25 protein-coding genes are annotated in these 23,479 nt (G+C 58.7%); 9 read left to right on the top strand and 16 right to left on the bottom strand.

What is annotated here, in order from left to right; all coding sequences use genetic code 11:
- The first annotated feature begins 77 nt into the window (after window positions 1-77).
- Both OKW41_RS29925 and OKW41_RS29920 read left to right on the top strand, forming a co-directional pair.
- Window positions 78-485: a hypothetical protein gene (locus OKW41_RS29925; RefSeq protein ID WP_429574875.1), complete on the top strand. Its 408-nt coding sequence runs from the start codon at window positions 78-80 to the stop codon at window positions 483-485.
- Window positions 486-550: 65 nt separating this feature from the next.
- On the top strand, window positions 551-1,447 hold the full coding sequence (locus tag OKW41_RS29920; RefSeq protein WP_429574874.1) for a hypothetical protein: 897 nt from the start codon (window positions 551-553) through the stop codon (window positions 1,445-1,447).
- 103 nt (window positions 1,448-1,550) lie between these two features.
- On the opposite strand, the gene OKW41_RS29915 is transcribed toward OKW41_RS29920, so the two are convergent.
- The 8 genes from OKW41_RS29915 to OKW41_RS29880 all read right to left on the bottom strand — a co-directional run bounded on the left by OKW41_RS29915 (window position 1,551) and on the right by OKW41_RS29880 (window position 6,811).
- A complete protein-coding gene (locus tag OKW41_RS29915; RefSeq protein ID WP_429574873.1) occupies window positions 1,551-2,120 on the bottom strand; it encodes a hypothetical protein in 570 nt (189 codons plus the stop codon).
- Window positions 2,121-2,298: 178 nt separating this feature from the next.
- A complete protein-coding gene (locus OKW41_RS29910; RefSeq protein ID WP_429574872.1) occupies window positions 2,299-3,765 on the bottom strand; it encodes a hypothetical protein in 1,467 nt (488 codons plus the stop codon).
- Between the two features lie 54 nt (window positions 3,766-3,819).
- Window positions 3,820-4,158, bottom strand: a complete 339-nt coding sequence (locus OKW41_RS29905) for a hypothetical protein (RefSeq protein ID WP_429574871.1) — start codon at window positions 4,156-4,158, stop codon at window positions 3,820-3,822.
- A 2-nt stretch (window positions 4,159-4,160) separates the two neighbouring features.
- Window positions 4,161-4,661, bottom strand: coding sequence for a hypothetical protein (locus OKW41_RS29900; RefSeq protein WP_429574870.1), 501 nt, complete (start codon window positions 4,659-4,661; stop codon window positions 4,161-4,163).
- A complete protein-coding gene (locus tag OKW41_RS29895) occupies window positions 4,639-4,770 on the bottom strand; it encodes a hypothetical protein (protein ID WP_429574869.1) in 132 nt (43 codons plus the stop codon). The genes OKW41_RS29900 and OKW41_RS29895 overlap by 23 nt, the downstream gene beginning before the upstream one ends.
- 134 nt (window positions 4,771-4,904) lie before the next feature.
- Window positions 4,905-5,159 (bottom strand): hypothetical protein, encoded by a 255-nt coding sequence (locus tag OKW41_RS29890; RefSeq protein ID WP_429574868.1) that lies wholly within the window; start codon window positions 5,157-5,159, stop codon window positions 4,905-4,907.
- Entirely contained in the window at window positions 5,159-5,983 is an 825-nt protein-coding gene (locus OKW41_RS29885) for a hypothetical protein (protein ID WP_429574867.1), read from the bottom strand. Before OKW41_RS29885 ends, OKW41_RS29890 begins: the two co-directional genes overlap by 1 nt.
- A gap of 159 nt (window positions 5,984-6,142) precedes the next feature.
- Complete coding sequence (locus OKW41_RS29880) at window positions 6,143-6,811, bottom strand: hypothetical protein (RefSeq protein WP_429574866.1); 669 nt, start codon at window positions 6,809-6,811, stop codon at window positions 6,143-6,145.
- 315 nt (window positions 6,812-7,126) lie between these two features.
- Here OKW41_RS29880 and OKW41_RS29875 point away from each other — a divergent pair, with 315 nt between their 5' ends.
- The 4 genes from OKW41_RS29875 (at window position 7,127) to OKW41_RS29860 (ending at window position 11,405) form a co-directional block, all read left to right on the top strand.
- On the top strand, window positions 7,127-7,693 hold the full coding sequence (locus tag OKW41_RS29875) for a recombinase family protein (RefSeq protein WP_429574865.1): 567 nt from the start codon (window positions 7,127-7,129) through the stop codon (window positions 7,691-7,693).
- Window positions 7,694-8,044: 351 nt separating this feature from the next.
- Window positions 8,045-8,416 carry a hypothetical protein gene (locus OKW41_RS29870; RefSeq protein ID WP_429574864.1) on the top strand — a complete coding sequence of 124 codons (372 nt, stop codon included), beginning with the start codon at window positions 8,045-8,047 and terminating at the stop codon, window positions 8,414-8,416.
- Window positions 8,417-9,066: 650 nt separating this feature from the next.
- Window positions 9,067-10,143 carry a hypothetical protein gene (locus OKW41_RS29865; protein ID WP_429574863.1) on the top strand — a complete coding sequence of 359 codons (1,077 nt, stop codon included), beginning with the start codon at window positions 9,067-9,069 and terminating at the stop codon, window positions 10,141-10,143.
- A gap of 449 nt (window positions 10,144-10,592) precedes the next feature.
- Window positions 10,593-11,405 (top strand): hypothetical protein, encoded by an 813-nt coding sequence (locus tag OKW41_RS29860; protein ID WP_429574862.1) that lies wholly within the window; start codon window positions 10,593-10,595, stop codon window positions 11,403-11,405.
- Window positions 11,406-11,517: 112 nt separating this feature from the next.
- Here the strand turns inward: OKW41_RS29860 and OKW41_RS29855 are convergent, their stop codons facing one another.
- Complete coding sequence (locus tag OKW41_RS29855) at window positions 11,518-11,751, bottom strand: hypothetical protein (RefSeq protein ID WP_429574861.1); 234 nt, start codon at window positions 11,749-11,751, stop codon at window positions 11,518-11,520.
- 75 nt (window positions 11,752-11,826) lie between these two features.
- Window positions 11,827-12,183 (bottom strand): transcriptional regulator, encoded by a 357-nt coding sequence (locus OKW41_RS29850; RefSeq protein WP_429574860.1) that lies wholly within the window; start codon window positions 12,181-12,183, stop codon window positions 11,827-11,829.
- Window positions 12,184-12,530: 347 nt separating this feature from the next.
- Between OKW41_RS29850 and OKW41_RS29845 the strand changes: the two genes are divergently transcribed.
- Window positions 12,531-13,325 (top strand): hypothetical protein, encoded by a 795-nt coding sequence (locus OKW41_RS29845; RefSeq protein ID WP_429574859.1) that lies wholly within the window; start codon window positions 12,531-12,533, stop codon window positions 13,323-13,325.
- Between the two features lie 319 nt (window positions 13,326-13,644).
- On the opposite strand, the gene OKW41_RS29840 is transcribed toward OKW41_RS29845, so the two are convergent.
- The 3 genes from OKW41_RS29840 to OKW41_RS29830 all read right to left on the bottom strand — a co-directional run bounded on the left by OKW41_RS29840 (window position 13,645) and on the right by OKW41_RS29830 (window position 16,010).
- Complete coding sequence (locus tag OKW41_RS29840; RefSeq protein ID WP_429574858.1) at window positions 13,645-14,691, bottom strand: hypothetical protein; 1,047 nt, start codon at window positions 14,689-14,691, stop codon at window positions 13,645-13,647.
- 383 nt (window positions 14,692-15,074) lie between these two features.
- A complete protein-coding gene (locus tag OKW41_RS29835) occupies window positions 15,075-15,326 on the bottom strand; it encodes a hypothetical protein (RefSeq protein ID WP_429574857.1) in 252 nt (83 codons plus the stop codon).
- Between the two features lie 129 nt (window positions 15,327-15,455).
- Complete coding sequence (locus OKW41_RS29830) at window positions 15,456-16,010, bottom strand: hypothetical protein (protein ID WP_429574856.1); 555 nt, start codon at window positions 16,008-16,010, stop codon at window positions 15,456-15,458.
- 276 nt (window positions 16,011-16,286) lie between these two features.
- Between OKW41_RS29830 and OKW41_RS29825 the strand changes: the two genes are divergently transcribed.
- A complete protein-coding gene (locus OKW41_RS29825; RefSeq protein ID WP_429574855.1) occupies window positions 16,287-16,919 on the top strand; it encodes a hypothetical protein in 633 nt (210 codons plus the stop codon).
- A 214-nt stretch (window positions 16,920-17,133) separates the two neighbouring features.
- On the opposite strand, the gene OKW41_RS29820 is transcribed toward OKW41_RS29825, so the two are convergent.
- The 3 genes from OKW41_RS29820 to OKW41_RS29810 form a co-directional block, all read right to left on the bottom strand.
- Complete coding sequence (locus tag OKW41_RS29820) at window positions 17,134-19,860, bottom strand: phage/plasmid primase, P4 family (RefSeq protein WP_429574854.1); 2,727 nt, start codon at window positions 19,858-19,860, stop codon at window positions 17,134-17,136.
- A gap of 569 nt (window positions 19,861-20,429) precedes the next feature.
- A complete protein-coding gene (locus OKW41_RS29815; protein WP_429574853.1) occupies window positions 20,430-20,960 on the bottom strand; it encodes a hypothetical protein in 531 nt (176 codons plus the stop codon).
- Window positions 20,957-21,478 carry a helix-turn-helix transcriptional regulator gene (locus tag OKW41_RS29810; protein ID WP_429574852.1) on the bottom strand — a complete coding sequence of 174 codons (522 nt, stop codon included), beginning with the start codon at window positions 21,476-21,478 and terminating at the stop codon, window positions 20,957-20,959. Before OKW41_RS29810 ends, OKW41_RS29815 begins: the two co-directional genes overlap by 4 nt.
- 44 nt (window positions 21,479-21,522) lie before the next feature.
- Between OKW41_RS29810 and OKW41_RS29805 the strand changes: the two genes are divergently transcribed.
- Window positions 21,523-23,076: a hypothetical protein gene (locus OKW41_RS29805; RefSeq protein WP_429574851.1), complete on the top strand. Its 1,554-nt coding sequence runs from the start codon at window positions 21,523-21,525 to the stop codon at window positions 23,074-23,076.
- The last annotated feature ends 403 nt before the right edge of the window (window positions 23,077-23,479 follow it).

Below are 23,479 nucleotides of genomic sequence, written 5' to 3'. Positions count from 1 at the left end.
TATCTTTTTTGTTTCCTGACGCACCCCAACAACTCGCTGCGCCGGCGGATCCGGCACCACACCAGAGAGACCAAACCATGAACGCTGTCGTCTACACCACTGAAGGCATCATCCACAGCCCCGATCGCACCGCAATTGCGGCCAAGACAATGATCGCGCGCAGGCGTCGCCGCAAGCAAATCACAGCTCTTGAGGCGCGTCGCGCGTGGACGTCGATCGAGTGCGAGGACGACGATCTCGATAGCCAACTAGGTACACTGCTCAGCCATCCCGCCGTGTTCGGCCGAGACCCATTCGCCATCGTTCGCGGATCCATGATTGACGGGAAAACCTTGTTCCGTGATGCCTTGCAGGCCTTCGTTGACGAAACGAGGGCGCGGAATGGCTGCCTGCAGGGCGAACCGCTGCCGGTCTTTGAGCCGAACAGCTTGGCCTCATTCCTGCGGGGACGCCGCGAAGGCCTGAGCTCACTGGAGCGGAGTTGAATCTCCCCTTCCCGCGCGACGCGCATCCCGCGTACATGCAACCCTCTGGAGCGCCACGGAGGCCCTTGCTGGACAAGGATGAAACCCACGACACATCGATGCCCATGCCACCAAACTTTCCACCCCGCGTCGTTGCGCTCCGCGCTGAACTGATCAAAGCGATTCCTAAGGTGCCCAACACCAAGGCAACGGCGGCGCACATGGGCACCTTGGCCACGAATCACCTGATGTTGATCTACCTCACGTGGAGGATGCGCTTCGTGCCCGCCAAGCCCCGCAAAGTGGTGGTTTGGTCAGGCGGAGTTGATTCCTATCATTTCGCGGCAATCAGATCACAGGTCCGGCCTCTCGTCGGCAAGGTCGAACGCGGTCAGGACTTGACGCCGCACCTATCCGGCCTCGTCAACACCTTGGGCTTCGCGATGCCCGAGGTATCGGCTGAGAAACGTCGCCACGAAAAAGACCATGTACTGACTAAGACGGGCTTGCATCACTTTCATGTCGGGGCAGTAACAGGCGCCAACCCACGGGGCCGCAGCGGACGACTTGTGTTCGCCGATGTTAGCGATGACGAGTTCAAAATCATCGCGATCTCTGACCATGCCGCTTTCAGCATTGGATCAGCCGAATGGACACGGTTATTCAGAATCAGCAACCGGTACATCCAAAGTCAGCTACCGGCTGGAGCGGCGTACATGGCTTTTCCGACCGTCTCATCGGGTCATCCATTGGAATTGGTTGTGTACGCGGATCACTGCAACGAAACGATGATGCAAACCGACTCTCGCCTCGACGATCGCGCCTTCGTCGAGCGCCTCTACAGCGACAACAAGGCGGGTGACGGCCAACCTTTGCTACAGCCGGCGAGGCCGACATTGAAGTGGCATTTCGAAAACCGTGATTTCGGTATGCTGGAGACGAAGACGCGAACGTTCTTTCGAGTTTATTTCTCGCCCCGCTGATCGAGCTATTGAGTCGCGGACGTATCGCGATCGAGATGGTCGGGGGTCGCAAGGCAGCAGTGCGGCCGACTGCTGGCGATGAGTATGCATCGCCCGAAACGCGCTAAGGGAAAGCTGCATGGATGGGTCGAATCACATCCTCGGCCTCGACGCCGTCGATCAACTCATTGAACTCCCGTACAAGATCCTTGGCATAGAAATCGGCATTTTCGATCCTGAATACGAGATCTCGTCTGTTAAAGTCAAACGTGTTCACAGCCGGTTCACCAGCCACCATAGATTTTTTCCCACGATGCTGCTGTTTTGCGAATGGCATTCGTACTTTTGATAGCCGTTGATTGAATGCCGCGATGCGGGCCGAGGCTCCGCTAGAGAAGCAAGACCTAGCCTCCTTCATTGTGCGGGTGACCTCGTAGGCCCCTAGAACCCATAGCCAAAACTGCCCGTAGGTATTTAAGTGATCCTCGCCGTCGAAAAGACGCTCGGGTTCCTTCGACATAAGCTGATTGGCCGACTGTACAAACTGGTCTCCCAATTTTCGGAGCAACCGTACTTGCATGACCGAGTAGATCGAGAAACCAAGCAACGGGCATGACTGGTAAGGGTGTTCGGTCGCAGGCAACGTTTCCATTTTTTTCATCACGCTACAGAGCAGCTTGGGATGATGCCACACGAGTGCGCAGTCGCACCGACCGTCCACCTCTCGCTACGAATAACCGATTGCGATTTCCTTTGAGCGCCTTGAGCTGGCGAAGTCGTCCCTTCGCCGCTATATCGGTTTGCACACTGCCGTCGACGGCGCCCATCTTGGCTTAGCGTCTGCAAGAGTCCGAATCCTGAGTCAACGCCGTCTAGTCCGCGAACAGGTCAGCCGTGTAGAAAGGCGTTGTCATGGGAATCGATACAACGGCAGGCGGCGGCAGAGCACCGACCGCGCGTAACAGCCCGGCGGTGACTTTACCCACGCGGACCTCTCGACGCTGCTGTTGCCATTGGCCCTTCGGAGCACGCCGCGACGTCGTCGGCGCACACACCTGAGCGTCGTGCTCAAGCTGCGCGACTGCATCGCGTATTACCTGTAGCGGGTCGACATCCGCCGCCGGATGCACCTGGACAGCATCGATCGCCGCCGGCACTGGCACGACCATATCCGCCGCAGGACTCGCCACGATCGGCACGACGGTGTGTTCCTGCACGCTGTCGGCGACGGCAGCAATATCCACCACTTCGACCGTGTTGCCGATCGCCCGGTCATACAAATCTTCGTCGAGTAGCCAGTCCATCGCCGCCGGGGCGTGCCAGCCGAATTGAGGTGTGCGTTCCTCATCTCGCAGCACGGCGACGATCAGTTCCTCAGTGTCAACGCTCTCCGCGAGCTCGCGAGTCTTGACGCCGCCGCCGGCGCGGTACGTAACCGAACGCGCATCAAGGCGAGCCAGCCTCACGGGGGCGTTTCCTTTGCCGTTCCTGCCGATCCGGAGCTCACGTGATCGGTTATAACAACTAATGCATAGATGCTTGCCGATCAGCCGTGTCGCGCCTCGATGGCACCGTCCGCAGATCGTCATCCCGCTTAATCGGCCGATATTCAGATCCCGGCCAACGCCCGAGTGCATCGCGCCGAGCGGACAACGCCGGCACGCGTGGTAACGGTCCACGTGAACGTCAGGGGCATTTCCATTCGCCTTTCCAAATCGATCCGCACACGCCTCAGTGCTCAGCGTGGCCTTGTACCGATCGCACGTGAAATGCTTCACGCCAGGCAATACGTCGAGCTCGAAGTATTGCAGCACGGACTCAGACACGGCGATCTCCTTGGCGGGCAATGCTGGATTCTGTGAGCACGACTCGACCGGATCAATAGGCACCGACTCAGGCGTCGCATTAGCACGACGGCGCGCACGATACTCTGCTTGCTTCGCAAGCACTTGCTCGAGGTTCCGTTCGCGCCAGGCGCGCGAGCTCGCGCGATTGCGATCAGGATGCCGCGCGCGGTACGCTGTCGAGCGATCGTTCGGATCCAGCGGCGCAGGACGTTCGACGTCGTCGCCACCGCCGAGCCTGTAGACCGGCGCCAGATCCTTCCCGGTCCGCAGGTAGTCCACGATATGCACCTCACCCGCAGCGTGGGCGCGCGCGGTCGCATGACTTGCCGAATTCCGGTCGACCCCGAGCGTCCCTGCGATCGCCGTCGCCGTGAGGTTGCCATCGACAAGCAGACTTAATGCACGCACTCGAATGCTCGCCATGACAGTTCCTATCCGTTGTTGAATGCAGCCCGACTGCGTGCGCAGGGCCGCGAAGATCGCGCACGCCATAAAGCACGGCAGCAGCAGTCCGTTTACGCGCGGCCGCCACCAGGAACAACACTGTCACTCGCCGCGCTGCTGTACCAGCACGCCGTTATGCGCGTTCCAAGCCGCCCAGCGCAGGTCCGCCGGAACAGGACGGCCCTCGAGCCAAGCAGCAGCGCCAAGTGCGAGCGCTTCACGGGCCTCGCGCGCGTGGGTCGCGCCGGCATACGTGAATGCACCCTCTTCGGCATCTAACGCCGCCTTAGCCAGCACGCCTAGAACGGCGCTGGACATTGGTGCTTCAGGATCTGGGCCACTGTCGAGCAGGTAGGTCACGGGAGTAACGAACAGAACGGGCCGCGCAGGAACAGCCGCCGGCGCGGCCGCTTTCTTAATGAACACGATCGGCCGGCGCATGGTCACTGTCCGGAGAGACGTTTGATCAGGTACATCGGGATGGCGTTACGCGCGCGGAATGCCTTGTCGAGGTTCTCGAGGTCTTCGGCATTGAGATGGATTTTTCCCGACTTGGCATCAGCCAGCAGGCGGCGCAGCAATGGCTCCGACAGCGGACCCCGTAAGTCCTCCGGCGACACTTCCTGCGATTCCACATGCTGCTGGAGATCCTGCCTCAGACCCTCGAGGTGTAGCCCCGGATGTGATCCGGCAGCGATTTTCTCCGCCTTCTTTCCCTTGACCAGGACCTTGTCGCCGACCTTGGCCGTCTCACGGATCGTCACCTTACCGCCAGCCGCTTGAGCCTTGGCGAAAAAGTCTTTTAGGGATGTTGCCGGCACCGACTTAGCCAGCGTACTACGTGCACGAGCGGCCTTGCCGGCCGCCGATGTCCCATCGACGCGTCGAGCGCCAGCCGCCGCAAGGTCATCTAGAAGCAAATCAAAATTCGAACGGATCATCATCTACCTTTGTTGGTTGTGCCTGCACCACGCCTTGCGCGGGCGCTTTAGGCCTGGGGTTGCGCCGCGCGTCGCGCAGGTGACTACCCAGCGCCTCGAGCGCTGTGCTCATCGTCAGTGCGTTTCTGCATGCACCTTACGCGCCGATCGAATTCTTGAACTCATCTCGTTACCGCTTCCTGAGAAAGACCCTCGACGACCGGCGCCGAGGGTTTAAAGCCACGCGAGTCAGGCGCGGCACGGAGGTCAATCTTTCGAACCGATGATTGGCTTCGGCGTTTTGCGCTTTGCGACCTGCGGCGCTTGGTTGTGCATCAAGCCGAGCAGTGCGACGAGCGCCCCAGAATCACCGGCCAGTGCCTTGGCGATCGCCAGGCGAATCAGCTCTGGCGCCGCAACGCGGATTTCTTTGGCGGCCTGTTTGGTCAGGGTCACCATCGACACCGGCCGACCGCCAGCGAGACCGACGTTGTCAGGACCGAACGGCGCGGCGCCGGACATCACAGTTTCCCCAGGCGCACGAGCTCGGAGAGCGCCACGGACGGCTTATAGTGGGCAAGCACACTCGAACCCTTGGTGATCTGCTGCGCCACGCCGACGGCATAGGCGCCACGTACGGCGGCGAGCAGCGCTTGCTCGGCATCGCGCACCTTTGCCTGCACCGCGTCGACTGCAATGGTCGACACAAGCGCCTTGAGCTCCTGCTCGATTTTCGCGACCCATGTGCGTTCATTACTGGAGTCGACGCTCGAGAGCGCGTTGCGCAGCGGCTCCAGCATCGAGCTCAGTGACACGATGTCGGCGCCAAGTGCGACGAATTCGTCAGCCGATCCCTTCTGATCGGTACCCGCCAGGCGTGCGGCCGTAATCGCGTCACGCTTCGCGTTCAGCTCGGAGATCTTCGATTCGACTTCATCGAGCTTATTGCCGGCGACCTCGACCTTATCCATCACGCGGGCCAGCTTCTGCCTTGCCAAGGCCAGGGCATGTGCCGTCGCACCGAAACGGTCGTCACCTACGGAGATCGGGGCCACGCCATGAGGCGCGATGATGTCGTTCACGCGGGCGATTGTCTGCTCAGCGATCGCTACGCCGTCGGCCTCGACTGCAGCACGGTCGGCCTCAACCTGCTCGAGGCGGGCCGCCTCCGCGTGCCTCTGGGCTTCTTTCAGGTCATCATGAAGCGACGCCAGCGTGCGCTTGTGCGAGGCCTGTGCTTTCGCGTCGTTCGAGATGATCGCGGCGTTCACACGGCCGACGGTTTCGGTGATCTTGCCGGTAATCGTGTCGATGGTGCGCTGGTGCGCTGCTGCAACTGAATTCATTTGCTACTCCGTCTATTCGTTTTGGGTTCTAGTCCGCCGCAACGTGCAAGAGGACATGAATCTATGGTCGTGTCACGACCTGCGTATCCGTGAAATTTTTCGTTCTATCGGGAAAGAATCGGGGATTTTGTGGACGACCAGAAGGACGTCCGGTGATCGTCAGACGCCGAGCAATTCCACGAGGCGCGAATCGGGGGTATGGCTCATGCCCGCGCCCCCGAGATGCCTGGCTCCGATGTGGCCTACGGCGCGCATTGCTTCGACGGCGTCGATAAGCGCGCGCTCAGCGCAAATAACATGGCCAACCATAGTTTCCGCCAGGATGCCGTACCCGACCCGGTCCACTTCAGCGCTGCAGCGCGCGACGGCGGCAGCGGCAGCACCAGTATCGAGTTGCGCCAGCGCCGCCTGTGTCGCGGTCAGGCGCCTGGTAGTCGCACGGCACTCCTCGCCAAGCGCAGCGAAGCGGCGCAACTCATCGAAATCGAGATCGACTAGCTGGCGGTTTGCCAGGATTGCCTCCATGCGTGCGAGACATTCAGAAAAACGCCGCTCGAGCGCGCCAAGAGATTGCTGCAATGTCGCCAGTTCCTCGCTGATCTTCAACTCGACGTGATTGGCCCTCGATAGTGCAGTGGCCACGTCGTTGAGGCGATCGTCGTCGAGCGGCACGCGATAATTGACGTCGAAGCGCTTGAGCACCGCATTTATCACGCTGATTGAGCGGGCCGCGATCAGCTCTGCGGATCCCTCAACGATCAGTTCATCGATGGTTTTCGCCGGCACGGTTGCCGGATTCTGGTTCTGGACTGCGACAGCTTGATTCATCTCTTTCCTGCTCCGCGATATGGTTGTGTGCTGGGCGCGTCGTGCTCCCCCGATAATCGGAATCGTCATGTCACGACTGAATTTCAACGCCATCTATCGGGGAAGAAACGGAGAAAAAGACGCATAGACCGTTGTGCGCGAAACGTGAGCGGCCACCGGCAACGTCGCGTCGCGTCACTTTGGGGTACACCTATTCGTATCACCGGCGCATACCGCGATTGACGTAACAATAGGGTTCTGTTATTGATTTATTTACGCATTATCAAAAGCCCCTTAGAATCCAGGATTACATGATAAGAAAGGACGGAGCGAAAAATGGGCAAAGGCCAGCGGGTCGGATACAAGCGCGTTTCGTCGGTAGACCAATCGACCGAGCGGCAGCTCGACGGCGTCCCACTAGACCGCGTCTTTGAAGACAGGGCGAGCGGCAAGAACATGGACCGCCCGGAGCTCAGGAAGGCACTGGAGTATGTCCGCGACGGCGATACGTTGGTCGTGCACAGCATCGACAGGGCCGCACGCAATACAGCGAACCTCCTCGAGCTCGTCGAGTCGCTGATCGCCAGAGGCGTAACCGTCGAATTCGTGAATGAGAGCCTGACGTTTCGCGCCGGCGTCGCCGATCCAATGGCCGATCTCATGATGACCATGCTCGCCGGTTTCGCCCAGTTCGAGCGCGCCATGATCCGCGAGCGACAGCGAGAAGGCATTGCGATCGCGAAGGCCAAGGGGGACGTCTATAAGGGTCGCGCGCCGAAACTGAATGCTGAGCAAGTTGCCGACCTACGTGCACGCTGCGCAGCCGGTGAGGAGAAAGCCGCCGTAGCCCGCGCGATGGGGATCAGTCGCGTGTCGTTGTACCGCTACCTGGCGGACGCGTGAGCCAAAATCGCGAAGGAGGTAGGCGTCGGCACTGGCACCGGGCAGCGCATATTGAAGGCCGCAACTGACGCTGCACAATGACCGCAACTAGAGCGCATCCGGCATACTTCGAGAGATTCAAATTGTCGTTGTGTGCCAGATGAATACCATTTCGCCGCCTCCAGTCGGACACTGGAAACAATACAACATGCGAGACCGGCCATGTCACACACAGAAGATTTGCTTTATGCCATTCGTGGCGGTCTCAGCTTCGTTCGGCATACAGTGAGGGGCCTCGATGGAGACGTTCTCGATGTCGTCTCCGCGCAAACGATAACACTCAGCGCTTTTGCGAGACGCCAAGAGGTCTGTATGGACGCAATGCGCGGACTGGTAGCGTGCTGCGAGCGGCCGGGAATGATCCTCGACACGAACACGGTGGCGCAGCTAGCCAAGGTACGTGACGCACTTAAGCAGCTTGACGAATTCGGTTCAAAGGTTGAGCAGTCGCACGCCACTCGCCGAAGCGGCTACACCACGAGCGGCAACGGACGTGAGGACGAGAAGATCACAGAGGCCGACCAGATCGATCCGACAATGCCGTTACAGGAGCGTTTCAATCTTGCTCGCGCGAAGGCGCAGCAGACCGCGCCGTCTGGCGTCCGATACGTGACTCCGCCAAGCGTCGCGCGACTCAGAGCATTCTTGGATGAGCCCGAGGTCGACAAGGGCGAGCCGAAGTAGTTGCAACAGCAGTACGCACCGCGCCGCGCGCCGATCAGTCAGTAATCGGCTGACGCGACAGCCCCCCAAAATCGTATTCGTCGAACACGATCTCGACGGCATCCGTAAAGGGCGGCGCCTAGCGAGGAGCGGGGTCACCGTCCTTCACTTCGACGGCGACGATCGTTCGAGATCCGACGTCAGTGCACCGCCAGTGTGTCGTCGCGCCGGAGTAAAACGTCATGCCGATCTCGAATTCTGAATGCTCCATTTAGTCTCCCTAGTTCATTCCCAAGCGTCCTTAGCGACCTGCTCGATGAAGTCCATCATATCTTTTTCGCGGCGTTGTCGCGGATCGCGCGCGATCGCCGTGCGCATTCCTCGGCTAGCCGAGCGCGCTCGTGTCCGGTACGCCAGCCGCATACGGCGAGTTGTGAAGATCTGAAAGCCCTGTGATGAACCGCTCATAGGTGAACAGGACCACTATAAGCCAACTGCGACGGACCAGAGTGCGCCGCTGCTGCGTCGCTAGCCAGTTCCAGCCGACAGTGCGGGGCGTGCCTGCCGGGCAGTTGTACCGAGCGCCGTACGACGCCGATCGACGCGTTCTGCGGAACCTGGCGTAACGACAGTCGCCGACGTCGTTCCGGAGCGACATCACGTGCCCTAGAATGAGCACTGTTGACACAGGGTCACCACTGGACGAATACCAAATGGACGACAGCGACAATCCGCGCAGCGAGGGGAATGAGCTGAGCGAGCTGCAGGACATCCCGGAGTTGCCTACACAGAATCTCAAAACGTACGCGAGACTGTGGCAGTTCGAAACGTGGCTGCGCGAAATGGTGTACGTCGAGATTCGCGCGCAAACGGGTGACAATTGGGAAACCAAGGTGAAGAAGGCGGCTGGGCCACGGCAAGCTGACAAGCGTCTTACCCACATGCCAACGCGCGAGGAGGCATTGCTTAGCTACGCGCAGCTTTCCGAGCTTTCACGAATTGTTGCCGATGACTGGTCCCTGTTCGAGGGATACTTCCCCCCAAAGGATATTTGGGAAGGGAAGCTTGCCGAGATTAGCCAGATTCGCCACCGCGTTGCACACTTTCGACGAGGTCATCGTGATGACCTTACGCGCGTCGTCCAATTTCTGCGCGATATCGATCACGGGTTCTGGAACTTCTGCACATCGTACAACGACGCTCAACCGATTCTCCCCCAAGATAGAGACCCGCTCGTAAAGCATTTCTTTCATCTTGACCTGTTGCCATGGACTCAGACTGACGACGGAAAGTGGGCACGGATTGGTGCAGTGGATCCACGTGAGCCGTTGTTCGTCACAATCGAAGTACTGAGACGGCCATGGGCCGAATGGGCGGTTCCAGCCGCCGGTCAGCCGGGGCTTCTTTACGAAGTCCGAATTCACGCGCGCCAGCAACGTCACCTTGATCTCAAACGATTCCTAGATGGCACGAAGGCAGTACATAGACATTTGGTTCACATCTGTCTAGATGGCGGATCTAAGGCGGTTCGGGTCACGATCCCGGCTTGCCTTGGTCAGGGCGCCCTAATCGACGTCGTCACTCGCTTGGTCGAGGCCGCTCAGTATTGCGTGAAACCCGGGCTTTTCGAACGTCCCGACAAGATTGTTCAAGATCTCGCGAACACGTGGCCGGAGTACGTACTTGGACCACAAAACCCGCTGACATTCCTGTCTCCTGATATGCCTTGCTCGTTCTTTGCGGTGTAACGTTACAAATTCTGAATCTGTTGAGCGCGAAGCGTAGTTCTTCTATCGGTGGGTGTTTCGGAGCGCGGCGGTGAGTCCAGGGCTCAGATAGGGCGCGCTACTGGGCGCCTGAGGTGTAGATCCGCGACTGGGTGCCATCGCTCCAATCACGATAGTTGCCCACTACGAGTCGAGAACCCATCGCTGCAAACACGACAGTCGGCGCATGGCGCTCGACAATGTTGAGTTCGTTATTTTGCCAGACTGCAAGGCTCTTTTTTCTCAAATTTGAGAAGCATCTGCACGCAAACGCTGCGGATGTCTTCCGCCTCAGGCGCAACCATCGCTAGAAGCACGATAGGTTTCCACAGCGTGGACTATCATCATCGCTAGAAACACGATACTCACTGATATCAGGCCGCGATCGCACCTCATCATCGGGACAAATCGTACGCATAGGGAGATCGACGTTGACGACTGACGCACATATCTTTCAGATCACGCACACGGCCGCGCTGGTGTGTTCGCAGCTACCCCTGACCAATGGATTCGATCTGGTTGCGTTTCTCGACAGATGGCAAACGCTGATTGGCGCGGCGGTCGGCGGCATCATGGGTGTCGTGGGCGCACTCATCGTCGCGTCTCGCGCCACTCGACGGGAACGACGCATCGCAGCAGGCGCACTGCTGCCGGAGCTCATGAGCTTCCGTGGAGCTCAGGAAGGCCTCGAAAAGGCTGCTCGTGAGCGCAACCTGCCGAAGACAGAGGTGCCAAAAGCGATCTGTCGGAGTTTGCTAAGGGTTCAGCCTGTGGCAATCGTCTTGCATAGTCCCGCACTCGGCCAGCTTTCCGACATCGATGCTGCGCTCTACGCCCACCTTAACCACTGCCAGATGATTCATCGCTACTTCGCGCGTGATCTCGCCGAGTTTGCGCAGATGGACAACTCCGCGAAGGCGCCTATGCCAGCGGCGAATATCGCGGCGTCAGAGCAGCTGCTGCAGAAGAAAGCGGCCGACGTAGTGGCCAACTGGAATCTCATTGTGGAGCACGCCACGCTGGCGAATTACCTTCTCGATCGTTTCATTTTCAGGCGGTGGCCGGTCTGGATGTTCAAGCTCAGGATGCGCTTTTTCCCGATTGACCTTGATAAGCGCTCGGTTTATCTGATCAAGGAAGGAAGGAGACTCGCCGATGCGAATGCTGCCCCATCCAGCTCGATCGACCGGAACACGCCCATCAGAACACCTGGCTGCACGGACGACAGCGCGCGCAACAGATAGAAGATCTGATCGCACTCAGACGGACTTCCTTGCACGGCAAGGCGCCGCGTGGAACTCACTGGCGGTCCGGGCGCCCATAGGGCGCACGGATGCGTCGCCGAACTCATGCCGATCAGCCCGTAATCGGCTGACGCGACAGTCCTCCAAAATCGTATTCGTCGAACACGATCTCGACAGCATCCGAAAAGGGCGGTGCCTGGTGACGAGCGGGGTACTCGTTTTTCACTTCAACGGCCACAATCGTTCGTGACCCAACGTCCGTGCAGCGCCAAAGTGTCGTTGCGCCGGAGTAAAACGTCATGCCGATCTCGAATTCTGAATGCTCCATTAAGTCTCCCCAGTCCATACCAGCTCGTCCCTGGTGACCCGCGCGACGGCGATTGATACGCGAAACCACGAAAAGGACCGTTGGAAGGTCTTTTTATTCATGCAGCCGGTCCGCTGCGGTAAACGTGAAGTCCACACGCACCACCTCATACGGGAGCACGAAAGACCCGTCGTGTGTGCGTTCCAGTACGCCTACGTTCAGCAAAGCATGCATGTCTTCGTGGACATGGTCGACATCGCGGCCGAGCCGGCGCGCGAGCTCGTGAATCGATAGTGGCCCAGCACCCACCATCGTCCTGATCAGCTTCGCGCGCAGTAGCGTCAGCATCTGGAACAGCTCAGAGGCAGATCGGAAGGTAATGAGCGGTCCCTGTGCCTCGCCTTCCGTCGCAGCGACAACGCGGGCAGAAATTGAATCGCGAGAAGCGACGGTCAAGGTTACTTTGGTCACGGCTGCCTCCGGTTCAGAACTCCGCGTCTACCTGAAAACATCTGCGCAACTATCTGCGCGTTGCGCAGGCACAGGGCGACCCCAAGTCGCCGGACATGATACTCGCAGACTGCGCATAGCATGAGCCGCACGGTGAGCTTCTACGGGATCACAACACCGACGCTAGAGTCAAAATCGTCCATTGCATGTGGCGTTACATTAGCATCTCGACAAACGCGACAACAACAGCAGCAACAAGCCGGCGCGAGCAATACCTGCTCTGCTGACCTCGTCGCGTCCACCGCAAATTCATCACGTAGCGCGGCCGCCGCAGCGCCGCGAGTGGACGACGCCAGCAACCAGACGCCGTGGCGCGTGAGATCAAACGCTGGCCGTTTCCGGTCGCCGTCGAGATATGTCATTGCGATCATGTTCACCGCCGCGACGCCGTCGGGATTACCCGTCAGATGGCGCACCTTCTCGAGCAGCCTCCAGTGAGGCGTACCCAGCCGTTCGACAATCTGCGCGAGGTAAAGGTTGACGTGTTGCAGGTTGTCGCGCGCCCAACCCCAAGGTTTATATTCGGCACGTCGATTTGCTCACTAAAGATTTTGCAGAAATCTGCCGATAAAAACGTCTCCTCAATCATAAAAACAGCTATGTCAGACCAAGCAACATCAGACAACAAGGGTAATTCGAAGCTGCACACTAACATCCTGATGATCACGTCTCTGCTTGCGCTTTGCGCTGCCGCAGGCGGGTACGGTTATCACCTGGGATTGCATTCAGCCGGTGAAAGATATCAAGATCAAATTAATCTGTTGTCGGCAAAATCCGCCAAAAGCGACGCTTTGCTAGCGGAACAGTCTGCGGAAAACGTCAGTTTAAAAAGTCAAGTCACGCAGCTCATCGCCACCGACAAGACACGCCAAGCCAAGCTGGATGATTATGCTAACCAGATTACCGCCTTGAACGAACGCGCAGGAACCGCGAACTCCTGTAGCTTCGCAAAAGACCAGGTTGTATCTCTTCAGAATCAACTCGACTTGAATAAAGTGCTTATACCTGGGCAACCGCCGCAAACCATGTACGAATACTCGAGAGGATTGGTCACCGATCGACTAAAAACATATCAGGCAATATTAGAGAAATGCGCGCACTAAGTGCGTCGGCCTCGCTCCGACAATGCAGCTCCGGACGGGGCAGCGCCCTCGATACCGATCTCGACACAGTCTCAGTCACCAGCTATAGCGACGGGCACTCAGACCCCTGACGTTCCGCAACCAACAGACAGAAGATCTGTTGGCAGCGGTGCGCGGCGCCACTATAGGATTGGGTTTCCGGGATCCCGCGACTCGACCGGGCGCGCATAGGGCGCGGCATGCGCCGTCGTTGGTTACGACGGACCGACGCAGGTTGTACGTCGTGGTAATACGGCCGGGTTGAATACAAAACATCGGTGAGCTCTTTCGGCCTTCCTGTTCAAGCCGCTGGCTTTGACTTCCGTCGCTTGACAATCCAGACGCCTATCGGCACGAGGACCGCTGTCCAAACCCACTGCCAATAATCGGCGGCAAATTTTTGCACCCGCTGCAAGGGCGAAACCGTCACTTCGATATTCGTTGAAAACGTCCTCACGGCCCTCGGCATTGTTCCTCCGTTGACGACCAGCATTGCATCGAGCGTCAAAGCCAGCTTCTGTTTCCCGGCTGACTTGGGTCTGATCTGCCAAGACCAAACGGTTGCCTCCGTACCGCTAATGCCCTGCGTTTCCGGAGTATTTGGCGTGATCGTAAAGCCGTCGCCTGAGAGATGGGCCATCATCGTGTCAGACACTTTGATTGCAGCCGACTGCTTAGTGCCCTCGGAGGAAATCTCCGCCGCGAGTTCACTGGGAGATTTGTGCAAATCCAGACGCAGTTCAATATCGGCGGTTTCTTCGACATTGATCGGTGATGGGGCATTGAAGGCGATGTTTGCCGAAGCCATCCTCGCAATAAGCGCGTCCAACGAAGCATTAAAGTCGTCGTTGGAACCAGTGCGTACGTCAGCTTTACGCGGCGGCAAGCTCGACCTCCCGGCGGGCGGTCCTGCGGGCGAAACTGGAGCATTAGCATGAGGTTTAGCCGAGGTTGGGCGCGGGGGCTCCGACGCAGCGATCAATTGACTCAGGATCTCGAATTTCCGTTGTGTCGAAATATCGTCGCGATCCCGTAACGCTGTGCACATGGCGTAAAGGGTGTGCGCGGCGATAGCAGATTTGTCGCTTGCCGGTGCGTCCTTTTGAAGATTCCCAATCTCCATTTGGATCTCTCGCTCAAACCCGCCACCTACCCGTCCTGATTGGGTCAAACGACCCACGGCGGCTAGAATCTTGACATCGGTCTCTTTGGATAGCTCGGACGACGTCGCGAACGAACCGCAATCGATCTGTGCAACGGACAGAATGCTCCAGCCACAAAGCGAAACCCCAACAAAATGACGAACCAGCCTGGACTTCGCCAACGCCAACCATATAGGATCGCGCATCAACGTCTCCTCGCGTGATGGAGATTACACGTCGCTTTCCCGGCTCTTTTCCGCATCTCACATAACGGTAGCTTATGTGCGCTACGTGGGCAAGGCAGCTGTCGGAGGGCAGACCGGAGAAACTGTGACCTGGTGCCGACCAAACACCAAGCCTAGGTCTGCGCGACGACGACCAGTCTGCATCGCGCCCCACAGCCGACTGTTGCGCCACTTGAATTGCTCGCACGCATAATTGCGGCACCAGGGGCATTAGAGCTGCATGCCTCGCGGCCGTCGTCAACGTCCTTTTCGTTGATGATGAAGGTCGCGAGTTGGAGTGCGCGCGCAACTTCAAAACGGCCATCCGCAGGCGGCCGCGTTGCTCGTGATACCACACCTACTGATCACTCGCCGGCGCCGTTAGATAACACCCTAGACGCGACGCCATACCAAGCGATCACGTCTGCCCGTTCGCCGGCCGCGATCGCAGCGCCCAGCGCGACGAGCACGACGGCCATCTCACGCCGGAACAGATCGGCGCGCACCTCAGCGGTCTTCTCGCCGGCGACGAACCCTGCGCCATAGGCGGCCGACCGCACCGCTTCCATCGGATCCCTGCGACCGCCGCGCCGCGTGGTTAACTTCACTTCAGCCATTTCTACTTCCTTCATCAGACTGCCCGCACACGGTGGACCGGACACACATCATCAAGTAACGACCGCCGACGCACGAGGAGATTACCTATACGGCGTCGCCTGACCGCCACAGCTCGGCCTAGAAGTCGGCTACCTCGTTTCCGGCGCGATGCCGGCCAGTCGATCCCTTTGTGCCTGTGCCGCAGCATGCAGCTTCCGCAGGACTCGATCCGTGACGTCGGGCGCCTCGAGATTGAGCGCTTCGCCCAACGCTTCGCCCAACTCCTTCATCTGGTCCCTGAGCCGCTCGAGCTCGAGCACTTTTTCTGCGTGGTCCAGTGATAGCTTGCTAGCCAGCGCCTGAACGCGGATCGCCTTCTCGAGGAGGACCGGGTTTTTGCACTTGAGCGTGATCTCACCCGTCTTCGGATCTGGCACTTGCGTGACGCAGAACGAAACGAGCATCGCGACGTTCGCGTCCATTGCCGCCAGGCGGGTAGGCAGATCCAGCGGCACTGAGGACGCCGCCAGTTTGAGGACGGCCGGCATCGCCGCCTGATCCGGAGGCGCAGTAATCGCTTCGTCGCCGCCGGCGCGTACGATACGCAGCCAGGATTTCCACGCACTCAGCGGTACCGTCGCCTCGAACGTCGCACGCACGGCCGCGAGCGCGTCAGGCTTAGCCGACTCGATCGCCTTGCGCATGGCAACCATGCACGCGGCACGCTGGGGATGGGGAGCTCTGCTCACAGAGATACTCGGAGAAAGTTTCGATACTTCGATACTAACGTCACGATTCTCAGAGTGCCGATCCGCCAAGGCCCGGCGCGGCACAGCGCCCGGATAGTAATCGCGGCGCTTCCCGCGCGCGCCGCGCCTTTGGCCGGCCGATGCCGGCAATCGGGATCCGCGCATCTGCGGTAAACTCGCAACCGCCAATAGATTGGCTACCAAGCCTACAAACCAGGTTCGGGGAATGCAATGAGAGCCACCTTTATCGCCAGTACGCTCGCGCTCTGCCTTTTCTGCTGTAGCACAGCGTCGTATTCTGACGACCTCGCTGAGGCCGTTCAGGCTCAGTCGAAAATCAACGACATCCAGCAAAATCACGTCGCCGAGGAAAATCGATCTCGCTATATAACGCAGAACGCTCCGCTCATCGTTGGAGATATGGTGTTGCAGTTCTATCGTCAAGCGTCGAAAGCGGGAGTCAAATTTGAATCCGTCAATGTCTCACCGACCGAGGACCGAGGCGGCCTCTCCTACTCCATGCGTGTCCTGAAGTCGGAAGACAATGGCAATTTCAAGATAATCGAGCAGTGCTTCCTGAACTGCGACATTTTCCCGGCGATCAACCTCAGCGGTGGTGACCGGTCGCTGGTCTCTGTCTACGTTCTCCCAGATCCGAACGTCGCCGAAACCGAGAAGACGTGTAGTGACGGCAATGCAGCGATGTCCTGCCTGTGCGAGATATCAATCTTCAACGACAACAGAAAGGTCCTCTGCGGCGACCTGTTCGACCCGAAAAGACGCGAGGCGGTAACACGAGACACGGTCGCCTGGATGAAGCAGTCGTTGTCGGCTTATTTGAAAGGGATTTCCCATGATGACTGAGCATCGTGCATGGCCTTCCGCATGACCTAGCCCCTCCGTGGGCGCATTAGTGTAGGGAGTGTAGGTAAACCGCCTTTTTCCATAAACTCCTCCTATGAGGGGGTATATAGAGAGGGTTTAGGGAAAATGCTCTTCTCCCTACACTCCCTACACTAATTGCCGTCTAACCAACAAAAAAGGCACCCGAAGGTGCCTTGCATGGATGTCTCGAAGCTCAGAAGAGCACCGCGATTCCCTTGTACTGATTTCCTGCTGCACGCCGCGTAACGGTGATGCCGTCCCGCTCGAGCATGTTTTCCCTGAAATTCTTTTCGGACATCGGGCGGTATCCATTAGCCAACGCCCACACCTGATATTTCGAAAACAGATCTCGCGCGCCCGTCGTATTATCTGGCCCGAACGAGCAAATCTCGCATAGCCACTCGCCGATCACGTCCTCTTTTGCGCGGTACTCGCGCGTCGCGCGTTCGACTGCGCCCGGCCGATCGCAGAGCCCCCGCTCTTGCCACTTCAGGCAACCGGCGAGGATCCAGGCGAAGATGTGTTCGCGCTCCTCGATCAGCTTTGCGCCGAGCCCCTTGTCCATCTCGTGTTCTTCGAACTTGCGATTGAACGGCACCAGACGTACTCGGCGCCAGATCCCATTGTCCGTGCCGCGAATGGTCGGCTTATAGTTGCCAGCCATGAACAGTTTGAACTGCGGCAGGTATTCGAACTCCGGGCCGTAGAGATGGCGGCAGCTAATCTCCTCCTCTCCCGTCACCAGCTTAACGAGCGCTTCGGAGAGGGCACAGCCCCGCTCAGTCTCTCCAGAGATAATCAACCGTGCGCCAACCAGCTTCGCGAGCTCAGGCGTCGCGGCACCGCTAGAACGACGCTGCTCCATCAACGTATCGCTCGATATCGTGCGGTAGTAGTCGGCCCACACTTCGCGCATGACAGACGCCAGCACACCCTTTCCGTTGGATCCGCCGCCGAACCCGAACATGAAGAACTGTTCGCGCGTGGACCCGGTCAACGAGTACCCGAGAAACCGCTGCAGCCAGTCGATCATCTGCTGATCGCCGAGAAAGACCTCGTCGAGAAACTTTTTCCATCGCACCGCCTTCGACTCGTCGCCGACACCGCGCACACCGGCGCTTTTCGTGATCATGTCGGACTGTTGCGCCAGCCGGACCCGACCCGTGCGCAGGTCTACCACTTGCCGGCCGTCGTCAATGCCCATCACGAACTTATCGCCGTCGATATGTGCGAGCGGGATGCGCAGTTCATGGCGATCCGCGAGCAACTTGGTAGCGCTCTCGATCGTGCGCTTCTCACCCGACTTCCGCGCCCACTTGATGAAGTGCTCCGCTTGATGAAGGTAGTTTCGGCCCTCGTCATAGATGGACAGGCTCAGATCCGCCGCCAGCTGGCGCAACTTGCTACCGTCGAGATCCCAAAGCCAGCAACCGTTTTCCCAATGCAGCCACGCCTTTGTATCCGGGCAGTAGCGGAGATTGTTTCCATGAAACCCGAACAGCCGCTCCGCGTTACCTACTTCGGTAAGTGGACAACCGAACATGCCGTCGCGAGCGTCAGCACCCGGGAGACCGGCCACCGCGTGCTCCTTCATCTCCCGCGTAACACGCGGGGTGATTGGCGTCACCGCATGCTGTTCGAGGATCTCCTGTGGCAGGTCGACGGCCAACGTCGCCGGCACCATGTTCTTCACGCTCAACACAAAGACGTCAGCAAGCTTCTCATCGTCATTCGATCCCATCGCACCATCGGCCGCGAAGTCGATCAACTCCTCATCCTCAACCTGCAGCGCGCCCGCCAGCGCGTCGTGCTCGGCCACCGCCGGCGGGATCAGCGTGTTCGCGATCACCGCGCGCACCGCGTCGTCGCCCTCGAGCCTCGCCAGATCGTTGAAGTCGTTCGGACCTTTGATCTTGCCTGTTGCGTTGGCGACACCCAGCGCAGCATCGAACTGGGGCATCGCCACCAGCGCGTCGACCGCGTCACGGACCTCGTTCGCACGCATCAGGCCCGGGTTCTTCACTGGCCGCAAAGTCCACTGATCGTTGTCGCCGGCGACGACGATCGTCGCGTCCGGAAAGTTGTGGCGCATGAGTTCCGCCACCGGCAGCAGATTCGGCGCGTCGAACGCCACGATCACCGCATGCCCCGTCGCCGCGTGCAGCGACGCGCCCGTCGCGTAGCCCTCAACGAGCAGAATGACTTGCTTCCCTTCGTGCTCAATGGGCTTGCCGATCGAGAAGTAATGGCCGTGCTTGTTCGCGCCACTCAGATAGTCCTTGTCGCGGCCGAGCTTCTTCGCATCCGGCAGGATCGCCTGCAGCGAATGGATCTTTTTGCCGGGCGCCCAAATCGGGATCAGCAGCGCATTCTTCGAGATGATCGACACCTCGCCGGTATTCTGATCGACCTTCTCCCATGTGCCCACGCGCAGGCCATACGACTGAATTCCCTTGCGCTTCAAGTACGGATGATCGTCACCCTCGACATGCGTCGCCGCGTCCCAAATGCGATTAGCCAGCGCTGCCGCCGCCGCGTCGCGGGCAGACTCCTCAGCCGCGCGGCGCGCGCGATCCGCGTCCATCTTTTCACGGTACGCGCGCTTTTCCTCCGCGCTCATCGGCGCTCGCTTAACCTTCATGGACCAAGGGTGCTTGACGTCGTAGCCGTAGCGCTTATTGCAACCGAAGTTGCCAGCGGGCGTTTCGTCGAAGAAGGCGGTATAGAAACCGTTTTTGGTTCCCTTGTCGTCCCCTTCAACATAGATCCGGTGCAGCTTGCCGTCGATGATGACGTCGTTGATGTCGACGTTGATGTCCTTTTCAGCCATCGCCTCGACGAGCGATACACGTGCGTCCCATTCACCGACGCCCGTTCCTGCAGCCGTAGCTGCATCGTTGTTACCTACTGTCCCTTGCATCTGTCAGTTCCTAAATCGCCATCTCGCCATGGCGCCAGGGATTGGCTGGCAGCCTCCACCTGGTAATTTTTATGAACGCAGATCCCTCCGCGCCGCTTGTACCGCACGGCCGTCCGCGTTTGCTCGGAGTGCCATTCGACGAATTATCCATGCGGGGGGAGACACTCCAAAGGATTATATTTTTCGCCAGAGTAGGCCCGGGTTATTGACGCGCTATGGATCAGACCGTTTGTCGTGACAAGCCAAGACTCGTGAAATTTCCAACCGAGAACTGCTCATGGACCGGCAAAAACGCGATACAATACGTACATCCTTTGCATCACCCAAAGCGCCCCTGAATACCCGGCTCGCCACCGGCTCAGGGGTTTTGGCTTTGTGGGCTCTGGATTTATCCAGCACCTCCTCCGATCTCACCTCGCCCCACGCTAACACAGCGCGGCAGCGCCTCGAGCAGCTCGCCGCATACAGCGCATCGACGACGCCCTCCGACCGGGCCACGCGCTCGACGTCGCGCCTCAGGCAAACAAAAAGGCCGGACGGGCCGGCCTTCGTTGTTGCTGGCTATCCGCTCACGCGGCCGTGAGGGCGATCATCCGCAGGCCGAGTTCCGCAATCTCGCGTGTCTTGGGCGTCCCCATCTTGCTGTGTGCGCCGATCTGCATAAGCCGCATGAACAACTGTTTCTGGCACGCGATCAGTTCGACCTCGCCATCGAAGCCGGTCAGCTCGAGCACTCCTGGATCGGCCGCTCGCCAGCGTAGGATCGGCTGCTGCGCGGGTCTCGGACCACGCCGGCGCACAGACACCTGCGGCGGATTCATCGGCGCATACCAGATCGAGAAGTCCCAGCTAATGAACGCATTCCAGCCAAACAGGCGCGCCAATGGCGTCACCTGCTGGTCGATCTGCAGAGCCGAGCGCTTCTCGACGGAACCGTGGTTACCCTCGAGAAAATCAGCATCTGTCGAGAAGAACCTCGGGCGATATCCACCGTGCTCCGCCGCGAACTCCTCGACCGCTCGCTCCTGCATTCTGGGGAACAGCTCGCCAGTCCGCTTGATCACGCTCTCGTTGAGCTCTGCGTATTGTCCCGGCGTCATGCTGCACCTCCGCTCCGCTCTTCGATCCATTGGCGTACCACTTTCACATTCCAGCGAGCCGCTTGCGGACCGATCTGGACGGCCTTCGGAAACCGGCCAATAGCGCACCACGCATGCAATGTGCTGAGTCCGATCGACAGCACCTTGGCGACATCATCGGCGCGAATGAGCCCCTCGGCCGGCATCGTATACGCCCCCCTACTCTTTTCAGTCATGGTTTTAACTCCTCGTTGCAATGACTGAATTATTGCTGTCACGACGTAGCGGAATGGACGGGTAAAGACTGGTTCAGAGTAAACGAGACCGCCGGCAAAGGCTTTGCAGCGCATTCGATATACACCGCAATCTGGCGTTCTCGTCCCACACCTTGCGGTTGCCACACCGCGCACCAGCAGTTCTTTAATCTGTTGTTTGAGCGGCCTAAAGGGGCGCCGACGCTGATTCCGGCACATCAAGCCATTTTTCGGGGCGCAGGCCGGGCGTAATTCGATGTCGACAAGGCACGTCGTTTTGTACAATGCCACGCTCGTAGACAACGATACCCTTGACAAATGAGGACTAGATGATCGAGGTCGAGGCACAATATGATTGGAAAGGAAACTTGCGGCAGTTCTATCGCGCGGGAACCTGGATTCCAGTCGACCCCGGAAATAGACACTATCAGGAAATAATCTCGTCCATTGATGCTGGCACTTGCAGACTGTCTGAGCCTCAGTTTACCGATGCGATTGAGTACGTCTCTGAGGACGGCCGAGTAACGGGTTACGCCTGCGGAGCCAATTTTGTACCGATCGAAAACGGCAACGCCGTATACGAAATCCTCAACAAGCAGATAACTGCGGGGACGTGTAAGGTCACTGCGCCGGCCGCAACTGTGCCATTATCTCCCAGCTCGCAAATCACTGTCTTTCAGGTCGCAGTCATCTTTGAGAGATGCTGGCCGCATCTACAGCAAGCTGTACGCTCAAGGATTAGCTGGGCATTTAGCGACAATGCACCTACCAGAGAATTTGAGTTTTCCCTCTTTAATCTCGAGGGAGGAACCGAAACCGTCGATGCCTTAATATCCAAGAAACTTACTGGTGTCGCGCTCCCGCACCAAATTGGATCCCCGCCTAGCGTTGCCGCGTTCGTCGTTGACATTCCGGTTGGCGAACTGCGAAGGGTCTTGAAGCATTGCCTTAGAGTCGGCGACGAAAGCGTGAGGAGTCTTCTTGACGATCTGATCGCACAAAACTTGTGGCAAACAGGTCGAAAAAAGAGTGACGGTCCGAGTAGCCGATGGCTCCTGCATCAGGTCAACTTATATGTTCACGAATTCGTTTCAGATCTAGCGAATCGGGTCGTCGAGGGGTATTGGCTCGAATACGGCGGTCTGCCTGCAGGGTATCTTGCCCCCCGAACCGCGCAGAACGGACATCGCATATTCGCCAAAATGGCCGCCGGAAATGTCGTAATCCATCGTCTTCAACACGCTGGCTCCTTTGGTCTTCAGGTCCCCGGCACATGGGGACCGTCAGTCGGCCTTGCTGCGGTCTCTTTTGGAACAGAGTCGTCGATGTCTCCTTTGCGACGAGCACTCGCTCGCGTATCGATGATGGCTGAAAGTGGATTCACGATGGAGGCGTTGCTGCTCGTAAATTCGGTGCTCGAGGTTGCCGTGAAACAGGTCCTTTGCGCCGTAGTTCAAGATGACAACGAGTTGTTGCATCGAGTGGAATCCATCGGGCACCGACAACGGCTTGCGATTCTTGCAAACGTTGCCGCTGACGCCTCATTAAACGTTGGACCACAACTGGCGCAAAAGATCGCAGCCGCCGATAAACTCTACGATCACCGCAACGACTATATACATGACCTAGCCTTACCGGCGAAGAAGCTCGTCCTTGATGGAAAGGAGCGGAGCGATCTGTCAAAGATTCTCGATCAGTTTGTGACACCGCACGAGCAACAGCTTTTGTTCAACGCGATGCACTCTATCGTGCTCGGAGGTAAGCCCATCCGGCACGTGATCGCGGCTGCCCTGCCTCCTAAGAAGACCGGTATCGAAAAAGTAGTCACAACCGTAGTCAACCTGGTTAAGCAATGGCAGTTCGGGCGAGCGCGAAGAAAGTAGACGCAATCCATTAATTTCCGGCGCTTTTCCGACCCGTTCATTCGTAAATAGACTGCCTTCCGCACCCTACAAATAGGTCATCGGGGCTGCCGCTAGTTCAACAGATAAACAGTCTGATGCGCACGCAGCGCAGCGCCTTTCTCAGCGAGGACTTGGGGCACTAAAACGCTACTCAGGGCGCAGGTCGGGCGCACTGTAAGGGCGCGCGTAAGCCACGCGGCGCGCGCACCGCATAGCGCCGCCGGGGCCCAGTGAACGCGCCAGCCGTCGCGACATCAGGAGATGATCATCTCCTGATTATAGGGACTCTGCAGACCGGCCCCCGACTCCACACGGTTAATGAAACCATTGCCGCGCTCGAGCTTGAGCGTCTGAAAGAGGCCTTGATATGGGATGAAGTGAA

Source organism: Paraburkholderia sp. UCT70 (assembly GCF_050434085.1).
Classification (GTDB): domain Bacteria; phylum Pseudomonadota; class Gammaproteobacteria; order Burkholderiales; family Burkholderiaceae; genus Paraburkholderia; species Paraburkholderia tuberum.
Note: the sequence above shows the minus strand (reverse complement) of the source record. Positions and strands in the feature narration are given on the sequence as shown.

What these genes read in the sequence shown, in the direction of transcription:
- OKW41_RS29835 (WP_429574857.1), bottom strand. Translation starts at nt 15,326, where the DNA reads ATGGCTGAAGTGAAGTTAACCACGCGGCGCGGCGGTCGCAGGGATCCG.
- OKW41_RS29910 (WP_429574872.1), bottom strand. Translation starts at nt 3,765, where the DNA reads ATGGCGTGCGCGATCTTCGCGGCCCTGCGCACGCAGTCGGGCTGCATT.
- OKW41_RS29870 (WP_429574864.1), top strand. Translation starts at nt 8,045, where the DNA reads ATGGACGCAATGCGCGGACTGGTAGCGTGCTGCGAGCGGCCGGGAATG.
- OKW41_RS29925 (WP_429574875.1), top strand. Translation starts at nt 78, where the DNA reads ATGAACGCTGTCGTCTACACCACTGAAGGCATCATCCACAGCCCCGAT.
- OKW41_RS29815 (WP_429574853.1), bottom strand. Translation starts at nt 20,960, where the DNA reads ATGACGCCGGGACAATACGCAGAGCTCAACGAGAGCGTGATCAAGCGG.
- OKW41_RS29890 (WP_429574868.1), bottom strand. Translation starts at nt 5,159, where the DNA reads ATGTCCGGCGCCGCGCCGTTCGGTCCTGACAACGTCGGTCTCGCTGGC.
- OKW41_RS29880 (WP_429574866.1), bottom strand. Translation starts at nt 6,811, where the DNA reads ATGAATCAAGCTGTCGCAGTCCAGAACCAGAATCCGGCAACCGTGCCG.
- OKW41_RS29820 (WP_429574854.1), bottom strand. Translation starts at nt 19,860, where the DNA reads ATGCAAGGGACAGTAGGTAACAACGATGCAGCTACGGCTGCAGGAACG.
- OKW41_RS29855 (WP_429574861.1), bottom strand. Translation starts at nt 11,751, where the DNA reads ATGGACTGGGGAGACTTAATGGAGCATTCAGAATTCGAGATCGGCATG.
- OKW41_RS29875 (WP_429574865.1), top strand. Translation starts at nt 7,127, where the DNA reads ATGGGCAAAGGCCAGCGGGTCGGATACAAGCGCGTTTCGTCGGTAGAC.
- OKW41_RS29865 (WP_429574863.1), top strand. Translation starts at nt 9,067, where the DNA reads ATGAGCACTGTTGACACAGGGTCACCACTGGACGAATACCAAATGGAC.
- OKW41_RS29905 (WP_429574871.1), bottom strand. Translation starts at nt 4,158, where the DNA reads ATGCGCCGGCCGATCGTGTTCATTAAGAAAGCGGCCGCGCCGGCGGCT.
- OKW41_RS29840 (WP_429574858.1), bottom strand. Translation starts at nt 14,691, where the DNA reads ATGCGCGATCCTATATGGTTGGCGTTGGCGAAGTCCAGGCTGGTTCGT.
- OKW41_RS29805 (WP_429574851.1), top strand. Translation starts at nt 21,523, where the DNA reads ATGATCGAGGTCGAGGCACAATATGATTGGAAAGGAAACTTGCGGCAG.
- OKW41_RS29900 (WP_429574870.1), bottom strand. Translation starts at nt 4,661, where the DNA reads ATGATGATCCGTTCGAATTTTGATTTGCTTCTAGATGACCTTGCGGCG.
- OKW41_RS29830 (WP_429574856.1), bottom strand. Translation starts at nt 16,010, where the DNA reads ATGCGCAAGGCGATCGAGTCGGCTAAGCCTGACGCGCTCGCGGCCGTG.
- OKW41_RS29895 (WP_429574869.1), bottom strand. Translation starts at nt 4,770, where the DNA reads ATGAGCACAGCGCTCGAGGCGCTGGGTAGTCACCTGCGCGACGCGCGG.
- OKW41_RS29825 (WP_429574855.1), top strand. Translation starts at nt 16,287, where the DNA reads ATGAGAGCCACCTTTATCGCCAGTACGCTCGCGCTCTGCCTTTTCTGC.
- OKW41_RS29885 (WP_429574867.1), bottom strand. Translation starts at nt 5,983, where the DNA reads ATGAATTCAGTTGCAGCAGCGCACCAGCGCACCATCGACACGATTACC.